Origin of the sequence: Candidatus Effluviviaceae Genus I sp., from assembly GCA_016867725.1 — a bacterium.
In the GTDB taxonomy this organism is placed as follows: Bacteria; Joyebacterota; Joyebacteria; order Joyebacterales; family Joyebacteraceae; genus VGIX01.
Genome location: VGIX01000003.1, coordinates 1 through 22,398 on the forward strand (window position 1 = coordinate 1; position 22,398 = coordinate 22,398).

At 72.5% G+C, this 22,398-nt stretch carries 20 protein-coding genes; 19 read left to right on the forward strand and 1 reads right to left on the reverse strand.

What is annotated here, in order from left to right; genetic code table 11:
- Positions 1 to 184, reverse strand: a 184-nt coding sequence (locus FJY74_01580; GenBank protein MBM3307004.1) for a 30S ribosomal protein S20, incomplete at its 3' end; no start/stop codon positions are given.
- A 188-nt stretch (positions 185 to 372) separates the two neighbouring features.
- On the opposite strand from FJY74_01580, the gene uvrC reads away from it, so the two are divergent.
- The 19 genes from uvrC (at position 373) to miaA (ending at position 22,390) form a co-directional block, all read left to right on the forward strand.
- The gene (gene uvrC / locus FJY74_01585) at positions 373 to 2,196 is read left to right on the forward strand and encodes an excinuclease ABC subunit UvrC (protein ID MBM3307005.1); all 1,824 of its coding nucleotides are present in this window, start codon (positions 373 to 375) and stop codon (positions 2,194 to 2,196) included.
- Positions 2,177 to 2,815 (forward strand): methylated-DNA--[protein]-cysteine S-methyltransferase, encoded by a 639-nt coding sequence (locus tag FJY74_01590; protein ID MBM3307006.1) that lies wholly within the window; start codon positions 2,177 to 2,179, stop codon positions 2,813 to 2,815. The genes uvrC and FJY74_01590 overlap by 20 nt, the downstream gene beginning before the upstream one ends.
- On the forward strand, positions 2,790 to 3,722 hold the full coding sequence (gene xerD / locus FJY74_01595; GenBank protein ID MBM3307007.1) for a site-specific tyrosine recombinase XerD: 933 nt from the start codon (positions 2,790 to 2,792) through the stop codon (positions 3,720 to 3,722). The genes FJY74_01590 and xerD overlap by 26 nt, the downstream gene beginning before the upstream one ends.
- 58 nt (positions 3,723 to 3,780) lie before the next feature.
- On the forward strand, positions 3,781 to 5,091 hold the full coding sequence (locus FJY74_01600) for a CCA tRNA nucleotidyltransferase (protein ID MBM3307008.1): 1,311 nt from the start codon (positions 3,781 to 3,783) through the stop codon (positions 5,089 to 5,091).
- 43 nt (positions 5,092 to 5,134) lie between these two features.
- The gene (locus FJY74_01605; GenBank protein MBM3307009.1) at positions 5,135 to 6,019 is read left to right on the forward strand and encodes a segregation/condensation protein A; all 885 of its coding nucleotides are present in this window, start codon (positions 5,135 to 5,137) and stop codon (positions 6,017 to 6,019) included.
- On the forward strand, positions 6,016 to 6,759 hold the full coding sequence (gene scpB / locus FJY74_01610) for an SMC-Scp complex subunit ScpB (protein ID MBM3307010.1): 744 nt from the start codon (positions 6,016 to 6,018) through the stop codon (positions 6,757 to 6,759). The genes FJY74_01605 and scpB overlap by 4 nt, the downstream gene beginning before the upstream one ends.
- Positions 6,749 to 7,510, forward strand: a complete 762-nt coding sequence (locus FJY74_01615) for an rRNA pseudouridine synthase (protein ID MBM3307011.1) — start codon at positions 6,749 to 6,751, stop codon at positions 7,508 to 7,510. The genes scpB and FJY74_01615 overlap by 11 nt, the downstream gene beginning before the upstream one ends.
- 83 nt (positions 7,511 to 7,593) lie before the next feature.
- A complete protein-coding gene (locus FJY74_01620) occupies positions 7,594 to 8,280 on the forward strand; it encodes a (d)CMP kinase (protein ID MBM3307012.1) in 687 nt (228 codons plus the stop codon).
- A complete protein-coding gene (locus FJY74_01625; protein ID MBM3307013.1) occupies positions 8,277 to 8,879 on the forward strand; it encodes a 1-acyl-sn-glycerol-3-phosphate acyltransferase in 603 nt (200 codons plus the stop codon). Before FJY74_01620 ends, FJY74_01625 begins: the two co-directional genes overlap by 4 nt.
- Positions 8,876 to 9,712, forward strand: a complete 837-nt coding sequence (gene ispH / locus FJY74_01630) for a 4-hydroxy-3-methylbut-2-enyl diphosphate reductase (protein MBM3307014.1) — start codon at positions 8,876 to 8,878, stop codon at positions 9,710 to 9,712. The genes FJY74_01625 and ispH overlap by 4 nt, the downstream gene beginning before the upstream one ends.
- A 66-nt stretch (positions 9,713 to 9,778) precedes the next feature.
- Complete coding sequence (locus tag FJY74_01635) at positions 9,779 to 11,785, forward strand: 30S ribosomal protein S1 (GenBank protein ID MBM3307015.1); 2,007 nt, start codon at positions 9,779 to 9,781, stop codon at positions 11,783 to 11,785.
- A gap of 83 nt (positions 11,786 to 11,868) precedes the next feature.
- Entirely contained in the window at positions 11,869 to 13,176 is a 1,308-nt protein-coding gene (gene mtaB / locus FJY74_01640) for a tRNA (N(6)-L-threonylcarbamoyladenosine(37)-C(2))-methylthiotransferase MtaB (GenBank protein ID MBM3307016.1), read from the forward strand.
- The gene (gene miaB / locus FJY74_01645) at positions 13,173 to 14,474 is read left to right on the forward strand and encodes a tRNA (N6-isopentenyl adenosine(37)-C2)-methylthiotransferase MiaB (protein MBM3307017.1); all 1,302 of its coding nucleotides are present in this window, start codon (positions 13,173 to 13,175) and stop codon (positions 14,472 to 14,474) included. Before mtaB ends, miaB begins: the two co-directional genes overlap by 4 nt.
- A gap of 149 nt (positions 14,475 to 14,623) precedes the next feature.
- Positions 14,624 to 14,950 (forward strand): LapA family protein, encoded by a 327-nt coding sequence (locus FJY74_01650; GenBank protein ID MBM3307018.1) that lies wholly within the window; start codon positions 14,624 to 14,626, stop codon positions 14,948 to 14,950.
- A gap of 32 nt (positions 14,951 to 14,982) precedes the next feature.
- Positions 14,983 to 16,119 carry a tetratricopeptide repeat protein gene (locus FJY74_01655; GenBank protein ID MBM3307019.1) on the forward strand — a complete coding sequence of 379 codons (1,137 nt, stop codon included), beginning with the start codon at positions 14,983 to 14,985 and terminating at the stop codon, positions 16,117 to 16,119.
- Positions 16,109 to 16,948 (forward strand): hypothetical protein, encoded by an 840-nt coding sequence (locus FJY74_01660; protein MBM3307020.1) that lies wholly within the window; start codon positions 16,109 to 16,111, stop codon positions 16,946 to 16,948. The genes FJY74_01655 and FJY74_01660 overlap by 11 nt, the downstream gene beginning before the upstream one ends.
- 27 nt (positions 16,949 to 16,975) lie before the next feature.
- Complete coding sequence (mutS, locus tag FJY74_01665) at positions 16,976 to 19,612, forward strand: DNA mismatch repair protein MutS (GenBank protein MBM3307021.1); 2,637 nt, start codon at positions 16,976 to 16,978, stop codon at positions 19,610 to 19,612.
- Positions 19,602 to 21,362, forward strand: coding sequence for a DNA mismatch repair endonuclease MutL (mutL, locus tag FJY74_01670; protein ID MBM3307022.1), 1,761 nt, complete (start codon positions 19,602 to 19,604; stop codon positions 21,360 to 21,362). The genes mutS and mutL overlap by 11 nt, the downstream gene beginning before the upstream one ends.
- Positions 21,359 to 22,390 (forward strand): tRNA (adenosine(37)-N6)-dimethylallyltransferase MiaA, encoded by a 1,032-nt coding sequence (miaA, locus tag FJY74_01675; GenBank protein MBM3307023.1) that lies wholly within the window; start codon positions 21,359 to 21,361, stop codon positions 22,388 to 22,390. The genes mutL and miaA overlap by 4 nt, the downstream gene beginning before the upstream one ends.
- The last annotated feature ends 8 nt before the right edge of the window (positions 22,391 to 22,398 follow it).

Below are 22,398 nucleotides of genomic sequence, written 5' to 3' on the forward strand. Positions count from 1 at the left end.
CGCCGACCTTGGCCGCCTTGTCGAGCACGGACACGGCCTTCCGCACGGCCTGGTCCTTCTCCTCGGCCGAGGCCGAGCGGGCCGTCTTGATGGCCGTGGAGACCCTCGACTTCCAGGCGCGGTTGTGAGCCGTGAGCTTGTCCCTCTGCCTCAGTCTCTTCTTCGCCGACTTCTTGTGCGGCACGTGCACACCTCCGGTGTCTTAAGAACGGCCCGGGACGGACGCGCGGCCTTGTCCCGGCAGGATGATTCAGCCTCCGCGAGGATACACCCGCAACGCGGAGCCGTCAAGCCGGGTTGACGGGCGCCGTCACCGGGGCTAGGCTTCACGGGAGACGCGGCGGACGCGCGGAGCGTTCGACGGGAGGTTCCATGGCGGCGGGGGAACAGCGGGAGACGACGCGGGCGGCGATCCCGACGGGACCGGGCGTCTACCTTCTCAAGGACGCCCGCGGCCGCGTGATCTACGTCGGCAAGGCCCGCAATCTCAGGAGCCGCCTCCGCGCGTACTCCGGCAGCCCGGGCGTGGACGACCCCAAGACCGCGATCCTCCGCTCGCGCACGGCCGCCGTGGACACCATCGTGACGGCCTCGGAGACCGAGGCGCTCGTGCTCGAGGCGAACCTCATCAAGGAGCACAGGCCGAGATACAACGTCAGGCTCAAGGACGACAAGCGATACCCGTTCATCAAGGTCACCGCCTCGGAGGACTTCCCCCGCGCGCACGTGACCCGCGTCGTCCCGGAGGACGGGTCGCGCTACTTCGGCCCGTACACCGACGCGAAGGCGATGCGCCGCACGCTGAGGCTCATCCGGCGGCTCTTCCCCGTGCGGCAGTGCCCGACGTTCCGCCGCCGCCCGCGACCGTGCCTGAACGCGCAGATCGGGCGCTGCCTCGGCCCCTGCGCCGGCGGCGTGACGAGGGAGCGCTACGCGGCGGTCGTGCGCGATCTCTGCCTGTTCCTCGACGGGCGCGGACAGGAGGTGCTGCGGATCCTCGGTGAGGAGATGTCGGGGGCCGCGCGGGAGAGGAACTTCGAGGAGGCCGCCGCGCTCCGCGACCGGATCCGCGACATCGCCAAGGTCGTCGAGGGACAGCGGGCGCTCACGGCGGAGGACGTCGATCGGGACGTGCTCGCCGTCGCCCGGCGCGGCGCGCACGCGGTGGGCGCCGTCGTGAAGGTGCGGCGCGGGAAGCTCGTGGCGTGCGAGAGCTGCCCGCTCAGCGTCGGCCCGGAGACGGGCGACGACGAGGCGCTCGAGGCGTTCGTCAAGCAGTTCTACGCCATCGCGCGCGAGATCCCGCCCGAGGTGCTCGTGGAGCGGCCCCTCGCAGACGGCGAGACGATCGGAGCGTGGCTGGAGGGGCGCGCGGCCCGGCGTGTGCGCGTGGCCTCCCCGCGGCGGGGCCGCAAGAGGCTTCTCACGGCCTTCGCGCGGGAGAACGCGGAGCACGCCCTGCGCGGGGTGTACGAGTCGGCCGCGGTCCCGAAGGCGGTCACCGAGCTGGGAGAGGTCCTGGGCCTCTCGCGGCCCCCGCGGCTCATCGCCGCCGTCGACATCTCCAACATCGGGGGCGAGTTCGCGGTGGGGACGGTCGTCGCGCTCCGCGACGGCCGGCCTGACCGCTCGCTCTATCGCAGGTACCGGACGCGGACCGTGAAAGGCGCGGACGACTGTGCTATGATCCGCGAGGTCGCCGCGCGGCATCTCGCAAGGGCGGCGTCCGGGCGGCTCGAGCGGCCCGACCTGCTCCTCGTGGACGGGGGAAAGGGGCAGCTTGCCGCCGCGTCACGGGCGCTCTCCGGGGCCGGCGTGCGAGGCATCGCCCTTGCGGCCATCGCGAAGCGCGAGGAAGAGGTCTTCGTTCCCGGGCGCGCCGCGCCGGTCGCGTTCCCGGACCGGTCGGCGGCCAGAGGGTTGCTGCAGAGGGCGCGCGACGAAGCGCACCGCTTCAGTGTGAGCTACCATCGCTTGCTCAGGGAAGCGGAGACGAGGCGGTCGTCGCTCGACGGCGTGCGCGGGGTCGGGAGGGCGCGAAAGGAGCTGCTTCTCGCGCGCTTCGGGTCCGCGGCAGGCGTCGCCCGCGCGAGCGAGCGGGAGCTTGCGGAGGTACCTGGCATTGGGCCGGAAACGGCGCGCAGGATCAGGGAGGCGCTCGGCGAGGCGCGGGCTCGTGATCGTGCCGACGGCTGAGCCGTCCTCGCCGCGGACCGAGATCCTCCGGTACACGGCGTTCTCGACGCAGCTCGGGCGCGTGCTCGTGACGAGGACCGCGCGCGGGCTTCGGTCCGTCGCGTTCGGGAGGGACCTCGACGTGCGCGCGGCCCTCGACGCCCTCACGCGGCGCCGGGGCGCGATCGCCGTCGAGGACGCGATCGGTCTTGCGCGCGTCGCCGACGCGGTCCGCGACTTCCTCCGCGGCAAGCCGGTCTCGTTCGAGGGACGTCTCGATCCCGGCGAGCTGACGCCCTTCGCCGCGAGGGTCATCGAGACGGTGCGGCGCATCCCCTTCGGCGCGCTCCGTTCGTACAAGTGGGTGGCGCGCGAGGCGGGCTCGCCGAAGGCCGCCCGGGCCGTCGGACAGGTCCTCGCGCGCAATCCGCTGCCCATCGTCGTGCCCTGCCACCGCGTGGTCGAGAGCGACGGGTCGCTCGGCGGGTACTCCGGCGGGGGCCCCGACATGAAGCGGCGCCTCATCGACATCGAGAACGGGCAGCTCGGCCTCGAGTTCGCTGAGACGGAGCGCGAGGTCCGGGAGCGGATCCGCTTCCTCCTCGAGTCGGAGGATGGCCGTGGCGAGGACGGGCGCTAGCGCCGCGCGGGCCGCGTCGCCGCTGCGCGACGCCATCGACGACTTCCTCGAGCACGCCGAGGTCGAACGCGGCCTCTCGCCGAACACGGTCGCGGCCTACCGCGCGGACCTCGAAGGCTACGCCGCGTTCCTCGAGGCGCTCGGGGTCAGCGGGCCGGGCGCCGTGACCGAGGAGCACGTCCGTCGGTACGCGCGACGCAGGCTGGAGCGGCACTCCCCGCACAGCGTCTCGAGGCTCCTGTCGTGCCTCAGGACGTTTCATCGCTACCTTGCGTTCTCGGGCGTCGCCGGCTCCGACCCGACCGTGCGGGTCGTCGGGCCGAGGTCCGCGCGGAGGCTGCCCGACGTTCTCTCGGTGCCCGAGATCGAGGCGCTCCTCGCGGCGGTGGACACGTCCGGGCCGCGCGGCGTGCGCGACCGCGCCCTCCTCGAGGTCGCCTACGGGGCGGGACTCCGCGTGAGCGAGCTCGTCTCCCTCGAGTTCTCGAACCTCTTCCTCGACGAGGGCTACGTCCGTTGCCTCGGGAAGGGCTCCAAGGAGCGCGTGGTCCCGCTCGGCGGCGAGGCCGTCGCGTGGGTGACGCGATACCGGAAGACGGCGCGCCCGCTGCTCGCGCGGGCGGTCCAGTCCGACACCGTCTTCCTGAACGCCCGCGGTGGCCGGCTCACGAGGATGGGCTTCTGGAAGATCCTCCAGCGGCACGTGCGGGCGGCCGGCATCCGCGAGCGCGTGAAGCCCCACACGCTCAGGCACTCGTTCGCGACGCACCTCCTCGAGGGCGGCGCAGACCTCCGCGTCGTGCAGCAGATGCTGGGGCACTCGGACATCTCGACGACGCAGATCTACACCACGGTGGACCGCGAGTACCTGAAGGAAGTGCACCGGAGCTTCCACCCAAGGGCCTGATGCGCGCCCCGCGCCGAGCGCCTTCGCGCCGCCCGGGGAGACCTGGACCGGGACGACCATGCCCGAACGGAACCTGACGACCGTCATGGAGTCGCGGATGCCCGCGGAGACGGTCCGCGTGCTCCGCGACCTCGGGCGCGTCGCCGACGAGAGGGGCGCCGCGGCGCTCGTCGTCGGGGGCGTGGTCCGGGACCTTCTCCTCGGCGTCCCGACCGGCGACCTCGACATCGTCGTCACGGAGCCGGCGGTGGACTTCGGCCGCGCCGCGGCAGGCGCTCTCGGCGGTGAGGTGAAGGCGGTGACGCGGTTCGGCACGGCGCTCCTCGCGCTTCCGGGAGGCGTCAAGGTGGACCTCGCGACGGCGCGGAGCGAGGTGTACGAGCGACCGGGCGCGCTTCCGACCGTCTCGGGCGGGACGATGGACGACGACCTGCTGCGCCGCGACTTCACGCTGAACTCGCTGGCCGTCGCCATCAACGAGGGCGACTTCGGGAGGCTCATCGACCGCTTCGGCGGACTGGCCGACCTCGAACGTGGGGTCCTCCGCGTGCTCACCGGCAGGAGCTTCGAGGACGACCCGACGCGGACACTGCGCGCCGTCAGACTGTCGGCGCGCTACGGGTTCCGGCTCGAGGACGGCACGCGCCGGCTGCTCGAACGCGCCGTCCGCGACGGATGCCTCGCCACGGTGACGGGGGAGAGACTTCTCAACGAGATCGTCCTCATCCTGAGGGAGCCGGCGCCGTGGCCCGCCGCGGAGAGGCTGTCGGCGTGGGGCATCCTCGCCGGCATCGACGAGGCGTGGACGGGCGCGCCGTCGGAGCCCGTCTTCGCCGAGCTCGCGCGGATGCTGCACCCCGAGTCGGGACCGGCGCTCGCCCCGGACGCGGAGCCGTGGGTCGCCTTCTTCGCGGCCCTCCTCGACGCGGCGCCGCGCGAGCGGCGCGGGCGCGTCCTCGACAGGCTCGCGGCGCCGCGCCGGCTTCGAGACGCCGCGCGGCAGGCGGACGAGCTTGACGGGTTCTCCGGCGGCCGCCTCGGAGCGGCGGACGAGATGCGGCGGAGCGAGGTGCGACGGCTCCTCGACGGGTTCGGTCCCGACGCGCTCGTCCTCGGCGTCGCGCGGCGTCCGGGGAGCGTCGCGGCGGCGCGCATCCGGCTGTTCGTGGAGGACATCAGACACGTGCGCGCCGAGCTCTCCGGAAGCGACGTCATCGCGATGGGGGTCGCACCGGGGCCGGCCGTCGGGCGCGTGCTGTCCGCGGTGCTCGATGCGAAGCTCGACGGCCTCGCGCGCGGCCGCGCCGGAGAGGAGTCCCTCGCGCGCGAGGTCGCCCGCAACCTTGACACGGGCAACAAGGCTTGTTAGGGTCGCCGGCTCCAGAGCCGGTGCGAGACGCCCGTGAGGACGCATGCTGAGAGAGCCTGAAGACGCAGTCTGCGCGCACGCCACGCTCCAGGAGGCGTCCCCGGGGCCCGGCGGCGAGAGCGCGTCGGAGAGCGGCGCCCCGCGGCGGGACGGCGGCGAATCCGAGTGGCCGGGCGTCGGCCGGTGCTCCTACGAGGTGCGCCTGTCCGCGTTCGAAGGGCCACTGGACCTGCTCCTCCACCTCATCCACGAGAACCGCGTCAGCATCTGCGACATCCCCATCGCGCAGATCACGGCCCAGTACCTCGAGTACATCTCGTTCATGGAGTCGCTGGACCTGTCGCTCGCCGGCGACTTCCTCGAGATGGCGGCCACGCTGATCCGCATCAAGGCTCAGATGCTCTTGCCCGCGCCGATCGAGGAGGGCGAGGCGGAGGAGGACCCGCGCGAGCAGCTGGTCAGGAAGCTCGTCGAGTACCGGAAGTTCAAGGAGGCAGCGCTCTCGCTGTCGCGCAGCGAGGAGGAGCGGCGCGAGCACTTCGCGCGTGGGTCCGACCCGAAGGCGTACGCCGACCTGACGGACGAGGGCCTCGAGACCGAGGAGTTCCTGCGGGACGTCACGCTCTTCGATCTCGTGGACGCGCTCAGGGAGGTGCTGTCGCGCATCCCGCAGAGGATCGACGTCCACCGCGTGGACGTCGAGCGCGTGACGGTCGAGGAGCAGATGGAGCGGATCCGGGCGACCGTGCGCGAGCGGGGCGGCGTCACGTTCGCGAGCCTGTTCGAGGACAGCCCGACGCGGGTCCAGATCGTGACGACGTTCATCGCGCTCCTCGAGCTCATCAGGCTCGGCGCCGTGGCCGTCGCGCAGGACAGGGCCTTCGGCGAGATCATGGTGTCCCCAGGGACCGAAGGAGGTGCGGCGTGACCGGCCCTGACCTCAGACGCATCGTGGAGGCCCTTCTCGTCGCGGCGGACGCGCCGGTCCCCGTCGACCGCGTGGCCGAGATCGTGCCCGATGCGGACCGAGCCGGCATCAGGGAGGCCCTGGCGTCGCTTCGCGACGAGTACGACCGCGACGGCCACGCGTTCACCGTGACGGAGATCGCGGGCGGCTGGCAGCTCTACTGCCGCCCCGACTACGGACGGTGGGTCCGCGAGCTCCAGAAGGGGAGGATCCCGGCGAAGCTCAGCCAGGCCGCGCTCGAAACGCTCGCCATCGTGGCGTACAAGCAGCCCATCGTCAGGACCGAGATCGAGACCGTGCGCGGCGTGGACTCGAGCGGCGTGCTCGCGACGCTGCTCAAGAGGAACCTCGTCACGATCGCCGGCCGCGCGCCCGGCATGGGGCGCGCGCTCATGTACCGGACGACGAAGGAGTTCCTGCGGTACTTCGGGCTCAACGCCATCACGGACCTCCCGCGCCTCCAGGAGTTCGCCGAGGTGCTCGGCCTCAAACCCGAGGACCTCGAGGCCACGCTGGCGGCGAGCGAGTCGCTCGCCGAGGTCGGCGGGGAGGACGGAGGGACGCCGGCCCCGGAGACGGAAGGCGACGTGGATGACGCCGCGGAGCCCGTCGCCGAGCACGCGCTCGCGCCCGTGCCCGCGGGCGCGGACGACCACGCCGTGGCCGACCGCAGCATCATCGTTCCGCCCGATGAGACTTAACCGGTTCCTCGCGCAGGCGGGGCTCGCCTCGCGACGGCAGGCCGACACGCTCATCGCGGCGGGGCGGGTCACGGTGAACGGGGAGACCGTCGCGCGGCTCGGGACCGGCGTGGACCCGGACCGGGACTCGGTCGCCCTCGACGGAAGGCCCGTCGCGCTTCCCGCCTCGTTCACGTACGTCCTGCTGAACAAGCCGCCCGGGTTCGTGGTGACGATGTCCGACCCGCAGGGCCGCAGGACCGCGGCCGAGCTGGTGTCCGGCGCGGGCGCGCGCGTCGTGCCGGTCGGCCGCCTCGACGCGGCCACCGAGGGGCTCCTGCTCCTGACCGACGACGGAGAGCTCGCGCACCGCGTCGCGCACCCCTCGTTCGAGCTGGACAAGGTGTACCGAGTCGAGGCCCTCGGCGTCCTCTCCGAGGGCGGCCGACGGACGCTCGAGGCCGGCGTCGAGCTCGACGGCAGGACGACGGCGCCCGCGGTCGTCAGGGTGCTCTCGACGAGCGGGAACGTGACGGCCGCGGAGACCACCATCCACGAGGGGAGAAAGCGGCAGGTCCGGAGGATGTTCGAAGCGGTGGGCCATCGGGTCACGCGGCTCGTACGGATCCGCCTCGGACCGCTCGCCCTCGGCGATCTTCCGTCGGGGCAGTGGCGCCCTCTCACGACCGCGGAGCTCGGGGCGCTCCGGCAGGCCGTGGGCCTGGCCGCCCCACGGGAAACACCTTGCCCGCCCGACCGCTCTCCGCTATAATCCGTCGCGTGGCGTGAAGAGGCAAGACACCAACTGGACCGACCTCTTAACCCATCCTGAGTCGCTGGACGAGGGCAACAAGCCTGATCATCGCGATCGACGGGCCGGCAGCCTCGGGCAAGAGCACGACGGCGAAGCTCGTGGCCGACCGGCTGGGATTCGTCTATCTGGACAGCGGCGCGATGTACCGCGCCGCGGCGCTCCGCGCGCTGCGCCTGCGCGTTCCCATGGACGACCACGCAGCGCTGGCGAAGGCGGCCGAGGGCGCGGTCATCGAGCTCTCCGCGGCCGGGCGCGGGCCGGTGCTTCTCGACGGCGAGGACGTCACGGACGCCATCAGGGCGCCCGAGGTGTCCGAGGCGTCCTCGATCATGTCCGCGGTGCCCGCGGTGCGGCGCGCGCTGGTCAGGCAGCAGCGTGCCTTCGCGGCCGCCGCGGACTGCGTGGTCGAGGGAAGGGACATCGGGACGGTCGTCTTCCCGGACGCGGACCTCAAGGTCTTCCTCACGGCGTCGCTCGCCGAGCGCGCCAGACGGAGGGTGGCCGACCTCGCGGCGCGGGGCACACCGGGGGACCTCGCGGCGGTCGAGTCCGAGATCGCCGAGCGCGACCGACGCGACTCGAGCCGCGAGGACAGCCCGCTCAGGAGGGCACAGGGCGCGGTCGAGATCGACACGACCGGCCTGTCGATCGAGCAGCAGGTCGAGGCGGTCGCGCGGATCGCGCGGCAGCGCATGGCGGGACGCCCGCGCGGGGATGGAAGCGCGTGAGACCGCACTACCGGATCGGGTGGCTCGCGCTCCGGACCCTCGTCTGGCTCGTGTGGGGCGTGAGAGGCCGCGGAGCGGACCGGATGCCCGCGAGCGGGCCCGTGCTCGTCGCGTGCAACCACATCTCGAACTGGGACCCGGTCCTCGTCGGCCTGGCCTGCCGGAGGGAGCTCCACTTCCTGGCCAAGGACGGGCTCTTCCGGAACCGCGTCTTCGGCCGGCTCATCAGGGCCTACAACGCGCTGCCCGTCAGGCGCGGCGGGCTCGACCGGAGGGCGCTCTCGCTCGCCATCGGCATCCTCAGGCGGGGCGACGCGCTCCTGGTGTTCCCGGAGGGGACGCGCAGCAGGAGCGGAGAGGTCGGCGAGGCGAGGCACGGCGCGGCGTACATGGCGAGCGCGGGGGGGGCCGTCGTGGTGCCCGCCGCCGTCGCCGGGTCGAACGAGCTGGGGCGCGCCTTCCTCCGCCGGCGACGCGTGCGGGTGGCGTTCGGCGGCGCGATCGAGGCCGGCGCAGGCTCGCGCGCGGAGTACGAAGCGCTCACGAACCGCATCATGGCCGCGATCGGAGAGCTTCGGAGGGAGCTGCAGGAGCCGTGAAGGTGACCGTGGCGCAGGGCGCCGGGTTCTGCTTCGGGGTCAAGAGGGCCCTCAAGATCGCCTTCGAGGCTGCCCGGAGGGGCGACGGTCCGGTGGTGACGCTCGGGCCCATCATCCACAACCCGCAGGTCGTGGCGAAGCTCGAGGAGGAGGGGCTCTCGGTCGTCGGCGATCTCTCGGGCCTCGCGCCGGGCGCCACGCTCGTCGTGCGGTCCCACGGACTCGGGCGCGCCGTCCTGGAGGAGGCGTCCCGTTGCGGCCTGCGCATCGTGGACGCGACCTGCCCGTTCGTGAAGGAAGCGCAGGAGCGGGCCGCGCAGCTCGAGCGCGAGGGGTACGCGGTCGTCGTGGTGGGCGAGGAGCGCCATCCCGAGGTCCTGTCCATCACGGGCAGCCTCGAGCGACCGGCGACGGTCGTGGACGGGCCTCGCGGGCTCGAGGGCGCGCCGCCGTCGGGGCGCGTGGGCGTGGTCTGTCAGACGACGCAGCCCCTCGGGCACCTCAAGGCGGTGGTCGAGCGGCTCCTTGACGGGACCGAGGAGCTCAAGGTCTTCAACACGATCTGCCGGGCGACGTCGGAACGGCAGCGCAGCGCGCTCGACCTGGCGCGCGACGTGGATGTGATGCTGGTCGTGGGCGGGAAGGACAGCGCGAACACCAGGCGCCTCTGGGAGCTCTGCAGGGAAGCGGGGCGGGACGCCTACCACATAGAGACAGCCGACGAACTCGAGCCCGCGTGGTTCGAGGGGAAGAAGGAGGTGGGAATCACCGGGGGCGCGTCGACGCCCCAGTGGATCATCGACGAGGTGGTCCTGGCAGTGGAGAGCATGTGAAACCCAGGTCCGCGCAGCGCGGGCCGCATCGCTGAAGACGATTCCCGAGAGGAGAGGTGTCACGGAATGTTGGACGACAAGGGCATCGGGAGAGACCGGGGCGGCCTCCCGTACGACGACGACGATGACGACGATTCGGAGGAGCGGGGCGGCCGCAAGCGCAGCGCCGAGCCCAAGCCCCTGCCGAAGCTCACGGACGACGAGCTCGAGGAACTGGGGTACTCGCGCGAGGACTACGAGCAGATGGCGGAGCTGTACGACACCACGCTCCGGTCCATCGACGAGGGCGAGCTCGTGAAGGGCACCGTTCTTTCGGTCACGGACTCCGAGGTCATGGTGGACATCGGGTTCAAGTCCGAGGGACGCATCCCGCTCGAGGAGTTCCCCGACCCGAGCGAGCTCAAGCCGGGGGTCCAGATCAGCGTGCTCCTCGAGGCCACCGAGGACCAGGACGGCGAGCTCAGGATCTCGAAGAGGAAGGCCGACTTCCTTCAGGTGTGGGACAAGATCAAGGAAGCGCACGACGAGCAGCGGATCGTCGAGGGCATCCCGAAGCGCCGGATCAAGGGCGGTCTCAAGGTCGACCTCTTCGGCGTCGAGGCGTTCCTGCCGGGCTCGCAGGTGGCCCTGCGCAGGATCCCCAACCTCGAGGAGCTGCTCGGGCAGCGGCTCGAGTTCAAGATCCTCAAGGTCAACAAGCGGAGAAGGAACATCGTGGTGTCGCGCCGCGTCGTCCTCGAGGACGAGCGCACGCGCAAGAAGTCCACGCTGCTTCAGGAGCTTCAGGTCGGCCAGATCCGCCAGGGCATCGTGAAGAACATCACGGACTTCGGCGCGTTCGTGGACCTGGGCGGCATCGACGGCCTTCTCCACATCACGGACATGAGCTGGGGACGCATCCGGCACCCATCCGAGCTCGTGGCGATCAGCGACGAGCTGACTGTCAAGGTGCTGTCGTTCGACCCCGAGAGGGAGCGGATCTCGCTCGGTCTCAAGCAGCTGGCGCAGTATCCGTGGGAGAACGTGGAGGACGAGTTCTCCGTGAACTCGCGGGTCCGCGGCAAGGTCGTCTCCATCACCGACTACGGCGCGTTCGTGGAGCTCAAGGAGGGCGTGGAGGGCCTCATCCACATCTCGGAGATGTCCTGGACGCAGCACGTGCGGCACCCGTCGAAGATCCTGGGCATCGGCGACATCGTCGAGGTCAAGGTCCTGTCGGTGAACAAGGGCGAGGAGAAGATCTCGCTCTCGCTCAAGCGGACCGAGAGCGACCCGTGGCAGGACCTCGACACGAAGTACCCGGTGGGCACGAGGATCGAAGGGCGCGTCCGCAACCTCACGGACTTCGGCGCGTTCGTCCAGCTCGAGGAGGGCATGGACGGCCTCGTGCACATCTCGGACATGTCGTGGACCAAGAGGATCAAGCACCCGAGCGAGCTCTTGCACCGCGGCCAGAAGGTCGACGTGATGGTCCTCTCGATCGACAAGGAGAGGCACCGGATCTCGCTGGGCATCAAGCAGTGCAAAGAGAACCCGTGGGCGAAGCTCGCCGAGCAGTACGCGGTGGGCACGCACGTGGACGGCAAGGTCAGCAGGATCCACAAGTCGGGCATCGTCGTTGACCTCCCCGACGAGGTGGAGGGCTTCGTCCCGATGTCGCACCTCGCGCTTCCGGACATCAGCCGGGTCGAGCTGAGGTTCGCGCCGGGCGACCCGCTGCCCGTCGAGGTCATCGAGGTGTCGCCCGAGAACCGCAGGATCGTGCTGTCCGTCAAGTCGTACATGGACAGGCAGCCGGAGGACGTGATCGCGGCGTACGTGGCCGCGCACGACATCCGTCCGGAGCTCGTCGCGGCGCAGAGCGAGCAGGCGGACGAGGCCGGGCGCGAGCCTGCCGCAGAGGACGCCGAAGCGGCGCCGGAGGAGCCGGCGGAAGAGCGGGCGGAGGAGTCGGTCACGAGGCCGGAACCCGAGCCGGAGCTCGAGGCTGCCGCGGAGGTCGCTGAGACGGAGGTCCGGCAGCCGGAGCCCGAGGGCGGAGACGCCGGGGCCCCGCGCGAGGCGGGCGCCTGAGCGGCGTGGCAGGAAGGCCGGGAGTGACTGATCGCGGGGGGACTCCGGCCGGGGTCCCCCTGCGTCGTCAGACGCGCAGGACCATGAAGGCGCCAACGGTCGGACTCGCAACGGTCGGCTGCAAGCTCAACCAGTACGAGACCCAGGGGCTCGCGGACCTCATGGAGAGCGCGGGCTTTCAGGTCGTGCCGTTCTCTGAACCCGCCGACGTCTACATCGTCAACACCTGCACGGTGACCTCCCGCAGCGACTCCCGCTCGCGGCAGATGCTCCGCAGGGCCGCCCGCGCCAACCCCGGCGCCGTGGTCGTGGCCACGGGCTGCTACGCGCAGCGGGACGCGGAGGCGCTCGGCGCCATGCCCGAGGTCGCCCTCGTCGCGGGAAACAGCGACAAGGGGCGGGTCGCCGCGCTCGTCGGCGAGATCCTGTCGGCGCGGAAGCCGCCCCGCGTCGCCGTGGGCCCGATGGCGTCGGCCGCCTTCGAGGCACTCGACATCCGGAGGTTCCGCGGACACTCGCGCGCCTTCGTGAAGATCCAGGACGGCTGCGACCGACGGTGCGCGTACTGCGCGGTCCCGGACGCGCGCGGCCCGGAGCGGAGCCGCCCGTTCGCCGACGTCGTCCTGCAGGCCGAGCGCCTCGCGGCGTCGGGGCACCGTGAGGTCGTCCTCACGGGCGTGCACATCGGAGCGTACCGCTCGCCGGGCGGCGGCCTCACCGAGCTCCTCAGAGCCCTCGTCGCGGTCGAGGGCCTCGAGCGCGTGAGGCTGGGGTCGCTCGAGCCGCGCGAGCTCACGCCCGAGCTCGCCAGCGCCATCACGTCGCTGGACCGCGTTGCGAAGCACCTTCACGTCCCGCTCCAGAGCGGCTCCGATGGCGTGCTCGCGGCCATGGGAAGGGACTACACGCGCGAGGGGTACGTGGCCGCCGTGCGGAGCGTCACGGACCGCGCTGCGACCTGCGGGCTCGGCGCGGACGTCATGGTCGGCTTCCCCGGCGAGACCGACCGGGACTTCGATGACACGCTCGCGCTGGTCCGCGACCTCCCGTTCACCTATCTCCACGTCTTCGCCTTCTCGCCGAGGAGCGGGACGGAGGCCGCCGCAAGGACCGGCCGCGTGCCGCCGGCCGTGAAGCGGGCGAGGAGCCGCGAGCTCCGCGAGGTGGGCAGGAGGAAGTCCCTGGAGTTCAGACGGAGCCTCGTGGGGTCGACGCTCGATGTGCTCGTCGAGGGCGCCGCGGGCGCCGGCCTCGTCTCGGGGCTCTCGTCGAACTACGTCCGCCTGACGTTCAGCGGCGAGCAGGCGCTCGCGGGGAGGATCGTCGCGGTGCGGGTCGACCGGGCGGACGGGGTTCTCACCTGGGGCACGGCCCTCGGGGAGCGCCCATGAGGTTCTACGTCGAGACCTACGGATGTCAGATGAACGAGTGCGACTCGGCCGGGATCGTCGCGACCCTCGAGGCCGCGGGCCACACGAAGGCCGCGGGTCCGTCCGACGCCGACGCGGTCATCGTCAACACCTGCGCCGTCCGGGAGCGAGCCGAGGTGCGCGTGCTCGGGCGGCTCCGGCATCTTCGGGGGCTCATGCGCCCGTCGGCGGTGCTCGGCGTCGTGGGCTGCGTCGCGCAGCGCATGGGCGGGGAGCTTCTGCGCGAGGTGCGCGGCGTCGCCTTCGTGCTGGGGACCGAGCGCCACGGCGAACTGCCCGAGGCCCTCGGCCGCGCGTCGGCGGGGCTGCGCACCGTCGACACCACGCCGGACGCCCCGTCCGTCCCGGCACGCCGCGCGCCCCGCACCGAGGCCCGCCTCCGCGACTTCGTCACCGTCATGCGCGGCTGCGACAACTTCTGCTCGTACTGCGTCGTGCCGCACGTCCGCGGACGCGAGCGGTCGCTGCCGGCCGAGGCGATCGTCGCGGAGGTCGAGTCGCTCGTCGCGCTCGGCGCAAGGGATGTCACGCTGCTGGGACAGAACGTCAACTCGTACCGCGACGGCGACGTCGGCTTCGCGGAGCTCCTCGCGCGCGTGAGCGAGGTGCCCGGGCTCCCGCGGCTTCGCTTCGCGACGTCGCACCCCAAGGACCTGTCGGACGACATCATCGAGGCCCTGGCATCGCGCGAGACGGTGTGCCGACACGTGCATCTTCCGGCGCAGTCGGGTTCGGACGAGACGCTCTCGGCCATGAACAGACGGTACACGCGCGCAGACTACCTGCGGCTCGTTCGCCGCATCCGCGAGCGCGTGCCCGGCGTGGCCATCACGACCGACGTCATCGTGGGATTCCCGGGCGAGACGCCCGACCGCTTCGAGGCCACGCTCTCGCTCATGCGCGAGGTCCGGTTCGACTCCGCCTTCATGTTCCGCTACTCGCCGCGCCCCGGCACCGCGGCCGCCGCGCTCGACGACGACGTCCCCGAGGCCGAGAAGGTCCGGCGGCTCGAGCAGGTGATCCGGCTCCAGAAGCGGACGAGCGAGGAGCTGAACGCGGCCCTCGTCGGGTCGGTCCAGGAGGTGCTCGTCGAGGGACCGAGCGAGCGGGACGGGAGGCTCCTCTTCGGGCGGACGGGATCGGGGAAGGGAGCGGTCTTCGAGGGGTCGGAGTCGCTGCGCGGCGCGCTCGCGCGCGTGCGCGTGACCGCGTCCTCCGCGTGGACGCTGCGGGGCGACATCGTGCCCGGGCGCGCGTGAGCGCGTCCGCCCCCCCGCGCGCGGCGGGCAGAATCGCCTTGCGGCGCGGCGCGGGCCGCTGCTAGACTCACCGCGCCAGCAGGCTTGGCCCGGCCCGAGCACCGGACCGGATCCGTTCGCGGACGTCCTTCTCAGTGGAGGTGAACGCCGTGTGGATCCTGAAGACGCTTCTGTTCCTCGTCTTCCTCATCGCCGTGACGTACTTCGTCACGCTGAACGGCGCCACGTGGGTTGACGTGAGGCTCACTGACTCCGGCCCCCCGCACGAGGTCCACCTCATGTTCCTCCTCTTCCAGGCGTTCGTCGTGGGGGCGGTGGTCTGGTTCCTCGCCACCGTGTCGCACGAGATCGTGTTCCGGCGCACCATCAGGAAGCTCAGACAGGAGAACGCGGACCTCCTGCAGGAGGTCGCCGGCCTCCGCAACATCTCGCTCGACGGCATCGACGCTGAGAAGCCTCCTTCCGACGGACGCTAGCGCCCCGAGAGCGGCGCACGGGGGATGAGAGCATGGCCTACGGCGTCTTCGGGGCGTTCCTGCTGCTCCTCTTCCTCGTCTGGGTGACGGTCACGTCACGGAGGATCAGGGAGCGCGCCGCGCCGCCCGACGCGGCGGCCTACCGACGCGGCATCGACGCCATGGTGGCGGGGGACCGCGACGCGGCCGTGCGGCACCTCGCCGCCGCCGTGCGGGACGATCCGCGCAACGTCGACGCTTACGTGAAGCTCGGCAACCTCCTTCGCGAGCGCGGCCAGCTCCGACAGGCGACACAGATCCACCGCGAGCTCCTCATCAAGCGGCGCCTGCCCCCGACCACGAAGAGCGAGATCCTGAGGTGCTACGCCCTCGACCTGGCGGCGTCGGGCAACTGGGGCGAAGTGCTGGAGACCCTGCGCTCGCTGCCGAGGTCCGAGCGGGGCGACCCGGAGGCGCTCAGGCTGACGCGCGACGCCCACGAGAACACGGGCGAGCTCGACCGCGCGGTGCACGACCACCGGGAGCTCCTCAGGGCGGCGACCGACGCGGCGCAGCCGCCGCTCGGCGTCTACCGGGCGCACACGGCGCTCCTCTCGCTCAGGCAGGGCGACGCGGCGCGCGCCAAGGCGGAGCTGCAGGCGGCCGTCAACGAGTCGCCCGAGGCGGTCCTGGCGCACGCGTACCTGGGCGACATCGCGCGCGACGAGGGTGACGCGGGAAACGCGATCGCCCACTGGCTGAAGCTGGTCTCCGAGAGGCCGGAGTGCGCCGATCTCGTCTTCGACCGGCTGGAGAAGGCGTACTACGACGCCGGCGACTTCGGCAGGATGATGCGCGTGTACGAGGACATCGTGGCCCGCTCGCCGGCCAACGCCCCCGCGCTCATCGGGCTCGCCCGCATGCACGAGCGGAAGGGGGCGCTCGACGAGGCCATCCGCGTCGCGCAGGAGGCGGTCAAGCACGAGGGAGCGACGCTGGCGGGGCACCGCGAGCTTCTCGAGATGCTCGCGCGGAACGGGCAGCACGAGGAGGCCGCGCGTCTGGCCGTGGCGCTGGTCCGGAGGCTGTCGGACGAGCGGGGCGCGCGCAAGTGCGCCTCGTGCGGGAAGCGGTGGACCGATGCTGCCTGGCGCTGCCAGCACTGCGGGGCGTGGACCCATGGCTGCTGAGAGGCTGCGAAGGTCCTGCGTGTTCCTCCTCGTGGCGATGTCGCTCGCCGCGATCGCGGCGCCGCGCCCCGCGGTCGCCTCGAGCGTGGACGACGCGCTCGAGGAGGCTCGAAGGCTCGAGAGCGAGGGCCGCCAGGACGACGCCGAGGCGCTCCTGAGGCGGACGCTGGAGTCCGGGGTCGCAGCGAGGCACCCGGCGCTCCTTCTGGCCATCGCGCGCCTGTCGCCGTCGCCGGAGGAGTCGGTCGAGCTGTGCGGCGAGGTCATCGCGGCAACCAGAGACGCGAGGCTGGCGGGCGAGGCGCGGCTTCTCCGAGGCGACTACCTCTACGCCCGCGGATCGTACGTCGAGGCGGTGCGCGAGTACGATGCGGCCCTCGGGGGACCGCGGGACATCCGGTGGGCGGCGGCGCTCAAGCGCGCGGCCTCTCTGCTCGCGGGAGGCGATGCGCCCGCCGCGGAGGACGCGTACAGGTCCGCGGTGGACACGGAGGGCCTGCCGCAGGAACTGCGGCCGTGGGTGGAGATCGGGCTCGGGCGCGCCCTGCTTGCGCGCGGGGCGGCGGAGGAGGCCGCCGAGCGGTTCGAGGCGACGGCGCGGGCCCACCCGGACCACGATGCCAGGCTCGCGGCTCTCGCCGGCGCGGCGAGAAGCCACGAGGAGGCGGGCGACGCGGCCCGGGCGGCCGTCTCGCTCGCCGCGATCGTCGCGGAGTTCCCGGGCACGTACGACGCCGTCCTCGCCGAGGAGCGCCTGCGCGGCCTCGCGGAGACCGCGCCGCGATCCGAGGAGAGCCCCGACAGCACGGCCGCGACCCAGGCCCCCTGACGCAACCGCACCGACGGGAAGCACCGGATGCCCCTCGACGAGGCCACGGAGCTCACGCCGATGATGCGGCAGTACACGCGCATCAAGGCGGAGCACAGGGACGCCGTCCTGCTCTTCAGGATGGGCGACTTCTACGAGACCTTCTTCGAGGACGCGAAGACCGTGTCGCGCGTCCTCGGCCTTGCGCTCACCACGCGCGACAAGGGTAGCGCGCGCCCCGTGCCGCTGGCCGGCGTTCCGCATCACGCGCTCGAGACCTACCTCGCGCGGCTCGTCGCGGCGGGCCACAAGGTGGCCATCTGCGACCAGGTCGAGGACCCGCGCGCGGCGAAGGGGCTCGTCAGGCGCGAGGTGACGGAGGTCATCACGCCGGGCACCGTCCTGTCGGCGTCGATGCTGAGCGAGAAGAGGGCGAGCTGCCTCGTCGCGCTCCTTCCCTGGGGAACCACCGTCGGCTTCGCGAGGCTCGATCCCTCGACGGGCGAGTTCACGGTCTCGGAGCACGCGCCGGACGAGGTCAGGCGCGAGGTCCTGCGGGCCGACGCCGCCGAGATCCTCGTGCCGGAGGGCAGGGCGGACGGACCGCCGCTCGCCTCGCTCCTTTCCGAGATCCCCGGCGTCGTCGTGACGAGGCTGCCGGACTGGGAGTTCGGCCGCGGCCCGGCGGCGCAGACGCTCGCGGAGCACTTCGGGGTGGCGAACCTCGACGCGTTCGGCCTCGCGGGTCTCACCGAGGGGATCGGCGCGGCGGGCGCGGCCCTGCGCTACCTCAAGGACCTCAAGCGGCGCGACCTCAGGCAGATCACGTCGGTGCGGCGGATCGCCCGTTCCGACCACATGGTGCTCGACGAGACGACGCAGCGGAACCTCGAGCTCGTCGAGCCGCTCGAGCAGGGTCTGCCGGGAGCGACGCTCCTCGGCGCGCTCGACCGCACGACGTCGCCGATGGGCGCGCGGCTTCTCAGGCAGTGGATCCTCTATCCTCTCGTGGACGCGGCGCGCATCGCCGACAGGCTCGCCGCCGTCGAGAGCTTCGTGGGGCGGCACGCGGTGGCGCGCGGGCTCGCCGAGACCGTGGGGGAGCTCTGCGACGTCGCGAGGGTGACGGGGCGCGTCGGCTCCGGGCACGCCGGACCCCGCGACCTCGCCGCGCTCAGGCGGTCGATCGAGCTCCTTCCCGCCGTCCGCGACGGCCTCGCGGCGTTCGGATCCGCCGCGCTCGCGGCGCGCGCCGCGGCGATCCCGGACCTCGCCCCGGCCGCGGCCGTCATCGCCGGCGCGATCGTGGACAACCCGCCGCCGAGCCTGAGGGAGGGCGGGGTCATCCGCGACGGGCACGACGCACGGCTCGACGAGCTGCGGGAGATCGCGCGCTCCGGCAAGGGCTGGATCGCGAAGCTCCAGGCCGCCGAGCGTGGGCGAACCGGCATCCCGAACCTCAAGGTCGGCTACAACAGGGTCTTCGGCTACTACATCGAGGTCACGAACCCGTCCCTGCATCTCGTGCCGCCGGACTACGCGCCGAGACAGACGCTCGTGAGCGGGGCCCGCTTCGTCACGCCCGAGCTCAAGGAGCGCGAGGCGAGCGTCCTCACCGCCGAGGAGGACATGCTCCGCCTCGAGCAGGAGCTCTTCGCGGGCGCGCGGGAGCGCGTCGCGGGGTTCACCGCGGAGCTCCGGGCGGCCTCGGACGCGCTCGCGGAGATCGACGCGCTTCTCTCCCTGGCGTCGGCGGCCGTCGAGGGCCGCTACGTGCGCCCGGTCGTGGACGACGGCGACGCGATCGTCGTTTCGGAGGGACGCCACCCGGTCGTCGAGAGGCTGCTCGAGGCCGGCGGGTTCGTGCCGAACGACGTCACGCTCGACCGCTCCGGCCGGCAGGTCCTTCTCATCACGGGCCCGAACATGGCGGGCAAGTCCACGTACCTGCGGCAGACGGCGCTCATCGCCATCATGGCCCAGATGGGGTCGTTCGTCCCGGCGGCCGACGCCCGCATCGGCCTCGTCGACAGGGTCTTCACGAGGATCGGCGCCACCGACGCGCTGGCGAGGGGCCGCAGCACGTTCCTCGTGGAGATGAGCGAGACGGCCAACATCCTCCGGAACGCGACGGAGCGGAGCCTCGTCCTCCTCGACGAGGTCGGGCGCGGAACGAGCACGTTCGACGGGCTCGCGATCGCGTGGGCCGTGACCGAGCATCTGCACGACGCGTCCGGCGCGCGCCCGCGCACGCTGTTCGCGACGCACTACCACGAGCTCACGGAGCTTGCGGACGTGCTTCCCGGCGTGAAGAACATGAACGTCCTCGTGCAGGACACGGGGGAGACGGTCGTGTTCCTGAGGAGGATCGTCCCCGGTGCCGCCGACCAGAGCTACGGCGTCCACGTCGCCCGACTTGCAGGCATGCCGGAGTCGGTCGTGGTGCGCGCGCAAGAGGTCCTCAGGAACCTCGAGTCGTCGCAGTACACGCCGGACGCCGTCCCGCGCCTCGCGGGCGGCGAGCACGGCCCGCTCTCGTCGGGCGGGGCGCAGCTCGGGCTGTTCGAGGCGCCGGCGTCCGAGGTCGAGCGGAGGCTCGCCGAGATCGACATTGACCGCATGACGCCGATGGACGCGCTCGCGACGCTGGCCGAGCTCAAGAAGCGGGGGCAGGGTGAGCGCTAGGATCAGGGTCCTCTCGGAGTCCGTGTCGAACCGCATCGCCGCGGGCGAGGTGATCGAGGGACCGTTCTCCGTCGTGAAGGAGCTCGTGGAGAACGCGCTGGACGCGGGGGCGGGCGCGATCGCCATCGAGGTGAAGGGCGGGGGGAGCGACCTCGTCCGCGTCTCCGACGACGGCAGCGGCATGGGCAGGGAGGACGCGGTCGCCGCGTTCGAGCGGTTCGCCACGAGCAAGCTCGCGGAAGCCCACGACCTCGCGGCCGTCTCGACGCTCGGCTTCCGGGGCGAGGCGCTTCCGAGCATCGCGTCCGTGTCGCGGGTGCGGCTCATCACCTGTGAGGAGGGCGCGTCCGAGGGCACGGAGGTCTCGCTGGTCGCAGGCGCGGTCCGCGACGTCCGCCCCGCCGCCCGCGCCCGCGGGACGACGGTTGAGGTCTCGTCGCTCTTCTTCAACACGCCGGCGCGACGCAAGTTCCTGCGCAGCGACCGCAGCGAGACCGCGCGGGTCCTGGACCTCGTGGGCGAGTACGCCGTGACGTACCCGGAGGTGCGCTTCGACGTCGCGGTGGACGGAAGGGCGGCCCTCGAGCTCCTGCCGTCCGAGGACCTCTCCGAGCGCGTCGCCGGCCTCGTGGGCGCGTCGGTCGCGGGCGCGCTGGTCCCGGTCGTCGCCGAGGAGGGCCTCTGCGCCGTGCGCGGCCTCGTCGGACGGCCCTCGATCGCGCGGCCGCGCCCGAGCGAGCAGCTCACGGCGGTCAACCGCCGCCCCGTGAGGAGCAGGCTCCTCGCCGCCGCGATCCGGTCGGCGTACGGCGAGCTCCTGCCGCGCGACCGGCACCCCGTCGTGTTCCTCCTGATCGACGTCGCGGGGGACGCCCTCGACGTCAACGTGCACCCGACGAAGCGCGAGGTGAGGTTCGGAGACTCGCGCGCCGTCTTCGCGCTCGTGGAGCGCGCCGTGCGCGAGGCGCTCCTCGGCGTCCAGGCGGCGCCGGCGGCCGGCCGCCCGTGGGGCGACGGCGCCGAGGTCCGGGCGGGGCAACCGGCGGGAGGCGCCGCGACGGCGGGTGAGCTTCCGCTCGCGGCGGCCGAGTCGATGGCGCCGTGGGGGGCGCCGCCGGGCGGGACGGGACGCGCGGACGCCGGGGAGGAGCTCCCCAGAGAGGCCGCCGAGGGCCCGCAGGACGCGAAGTTCTGGCAGCTCCACGGGCAGTACGTGTTCGTGCAGACGCGCGAGGGCGTGCTCGTGATCGACCAGCACGCGGCGCACGAGCGCGTCATCTACGAAGAGGCCCTTCGCAGGCTGTCCGGCACGGCCGAGAGCGGACCGAGCCAGCAGCTTCTGTTCCCGGTCGTCGTCGAGCTCTCGCCGGGGGAGTGGCAGAGCTACGAAGGCGCCCGCCCGCTCCTCGAGCGGCTGGGGTTCGCAACGCGCCCGATGAGCGGGCGCACCGTGCTCCTCGAGGCCGCGCCGGGCGCGTTCCCGCGGTGGCCGCACGACCGCATCCTCCACGACATCCTCGCCGACCTGCCGGGCGGCACGAGCGCCGTGAGGGACATCGTCGAGAGCATCGCGAGGACGATGGCCTGCAAGGCGGCGATCAAGGCCGGCGACCCGATGAAGCCGGACGAGATGCGCGCGCTCGTGGACCAGCTCTTCGCGACGGCGCTGCCGCAGGCCTGTCCGCACGGAAGACCGACCTTCATGCGGATCACGCTCGCCGAGTTCGACAGGAGGTTCGGGCGAACATGAGCGCCGGGACGACGGCGGTCGCGGAGCCCGAGGTCGAGCCGCGGTGCGCGGAGCGGCCGGCGCGCGAGGCGTCGCGCCGCGGGGCGGTGCTCACCGTCGTCGGGCCGACGGCGGTGGGAAAGACCGGCGTCGCGATCGCGGTGGCGCGCACGCTCGGCGGCGAGATCGTGTCGGCGGACTCGCGCCAGGTGTACCGCGGGATGGACATCGGCACGGCGAAGCCGACACGCGAGGAGCAGGCGCAGGTCCGCCACCACCTCATCGACATCGTGGAGCCCTGCGAGCGGTACGACGCGGCGCGCTTCGCGGCGGACGCGGAGGCGGCCATCTCGCGACTGCTCCGCGAGGGCGTCACGCCCATCGTGGTCGGCGGGACGGGATTCTACCTGGCGTCGCTCTTCGAGGGGCTCTTCGAGGCGCCGCCGCGCGACGAGTCGGTCCGCGCCGAGCTCGAGCGACGGCTGGCGGACGTGGGGCCCGAGGCGCTCCACGAGGAGCTGGAACGCGCGGACCCCAGGGCCGCCGCGAGGATCCACCGGCGCGACGGGGGCCGGGTCGTGCGAGCCCTCGAGCTCTTCCGGACCACGGCGAGAACGCTCTCGGAATGGCACGCCGGTCCCCGCAGGGTTCCCGCGTACGAGCCGCTCTACGTCGTCCTCACCATGGCGCGCCTGCCGCTGCGCGAGCGCATCGGGCGCAGGGTGGACGCGATGATGCGGGCGGGGTTTCCCCGGGAGGTCGCGTCGCTCCGCGCCGCGGGGAGACTCCTCCCGGGCATGCCGGCGGCAAGCGCCGTCGGATACCGCGAGCTCCTCGAGTTGGGCGAGCGCGGCGGTGACGCGCTCGCGGAGGCGGTCGAGCGGATCAAGACGAGCACGAGACGATACGCGAAGCGTCAGCTCACGTGGTTCCGATCGCTGCCCACGGCGCGGTGGCTCGACGCGGGCGAGCTCGGAGCGGAGGCAACGGCCGCGGAGATCGTGCGCCTCGCCCGGGCGGGAAACGCCTTGACAGGCGGTGAGCCCTGAGGTATGCA

Bases quoted from the DNA above. Each gene is read 5' to 3' on its own strand.
- mtaB (MBM3307016.1), top strand. From the start codon at position 11,869: ATGAAGGCGCCAACGGTCGGACTCGCAACGGTCGGCTGCAAGCTCAAC.
- FJY74_01660 (MBM3307020.1), top strand. From the start codon at position 16,109: ATGGCTGCTGAGAGGCTGCGAAGGTCCTGCGTGTTCCTCCTCGTGGCG.
- FJY74_01615 (MBM3307011.1), top strand. From the start codon at position 6,749: ATGAGACTTAACCGGTTCCTCGCGCAGGCGGGGCTCGCCTCGCGACGG.
- FJY74_01635 (MBM3307015.1), top strand. From the start codon at position 9,779: ATGTTGGACGACAAGGGCATCGGGAGAGACCGGGGCGGCCTCCCGTAC.
- mutS (MBM3307021.1), top strand. From the start codon at position 16,976: ATGCCCCTCGACGAGGCCACGGAGCTCACGCCGATGATGCGGCAGTAC.
- FJY74_01600 (MBM3307008.1), top strand. From the start codon at position 3,781: ATGCCCGAACGGAACCTGACGACCGTCATGGAGTCGCGGATGCCCGCG.
- miaB (MBM3307017.1), top strand. From the start codon at position 13,173: ATGAGGTTCTACGTCGAGACCTACGGATGTCAGATGAACGAGTGCGAC.
- FJY74_01655 (MBM3307019.1), top strand. From the start codon at position 14,983: ATGGCCTACGGCGTCTTCGGGGCGTTCCTGCTGCTCCTCTTCCTCGTC.
- FJY74_01605 (MBM3307009.1), top strand. From the start codon at position 5,135: ATGCTGAGAGAGCCTGAAGACGCAGTCTGCGCGCACGCCACGCTCCAG.
- uvrC (MBM3307005.1), top strand. From the start codon at position 373: ATGGCGGCGGGGGAACAGCGGGAGACGACGCGGGCGGCGATCCCGACG.
- miaA (MBM3307023.1), top strand. From the start codon at position 21,359: ATGAGCGCCGGGACGACGGCGGTCGCGGAGCCCGAGGTCGAGCCGCGG.
- xerD (MBM3307007.1), top strand. From the start codon at position 2,790: ATGGCCGTGGCGAGGACGGGCGCTAGCGCCGCGCGGGCCGCGTCGCCG.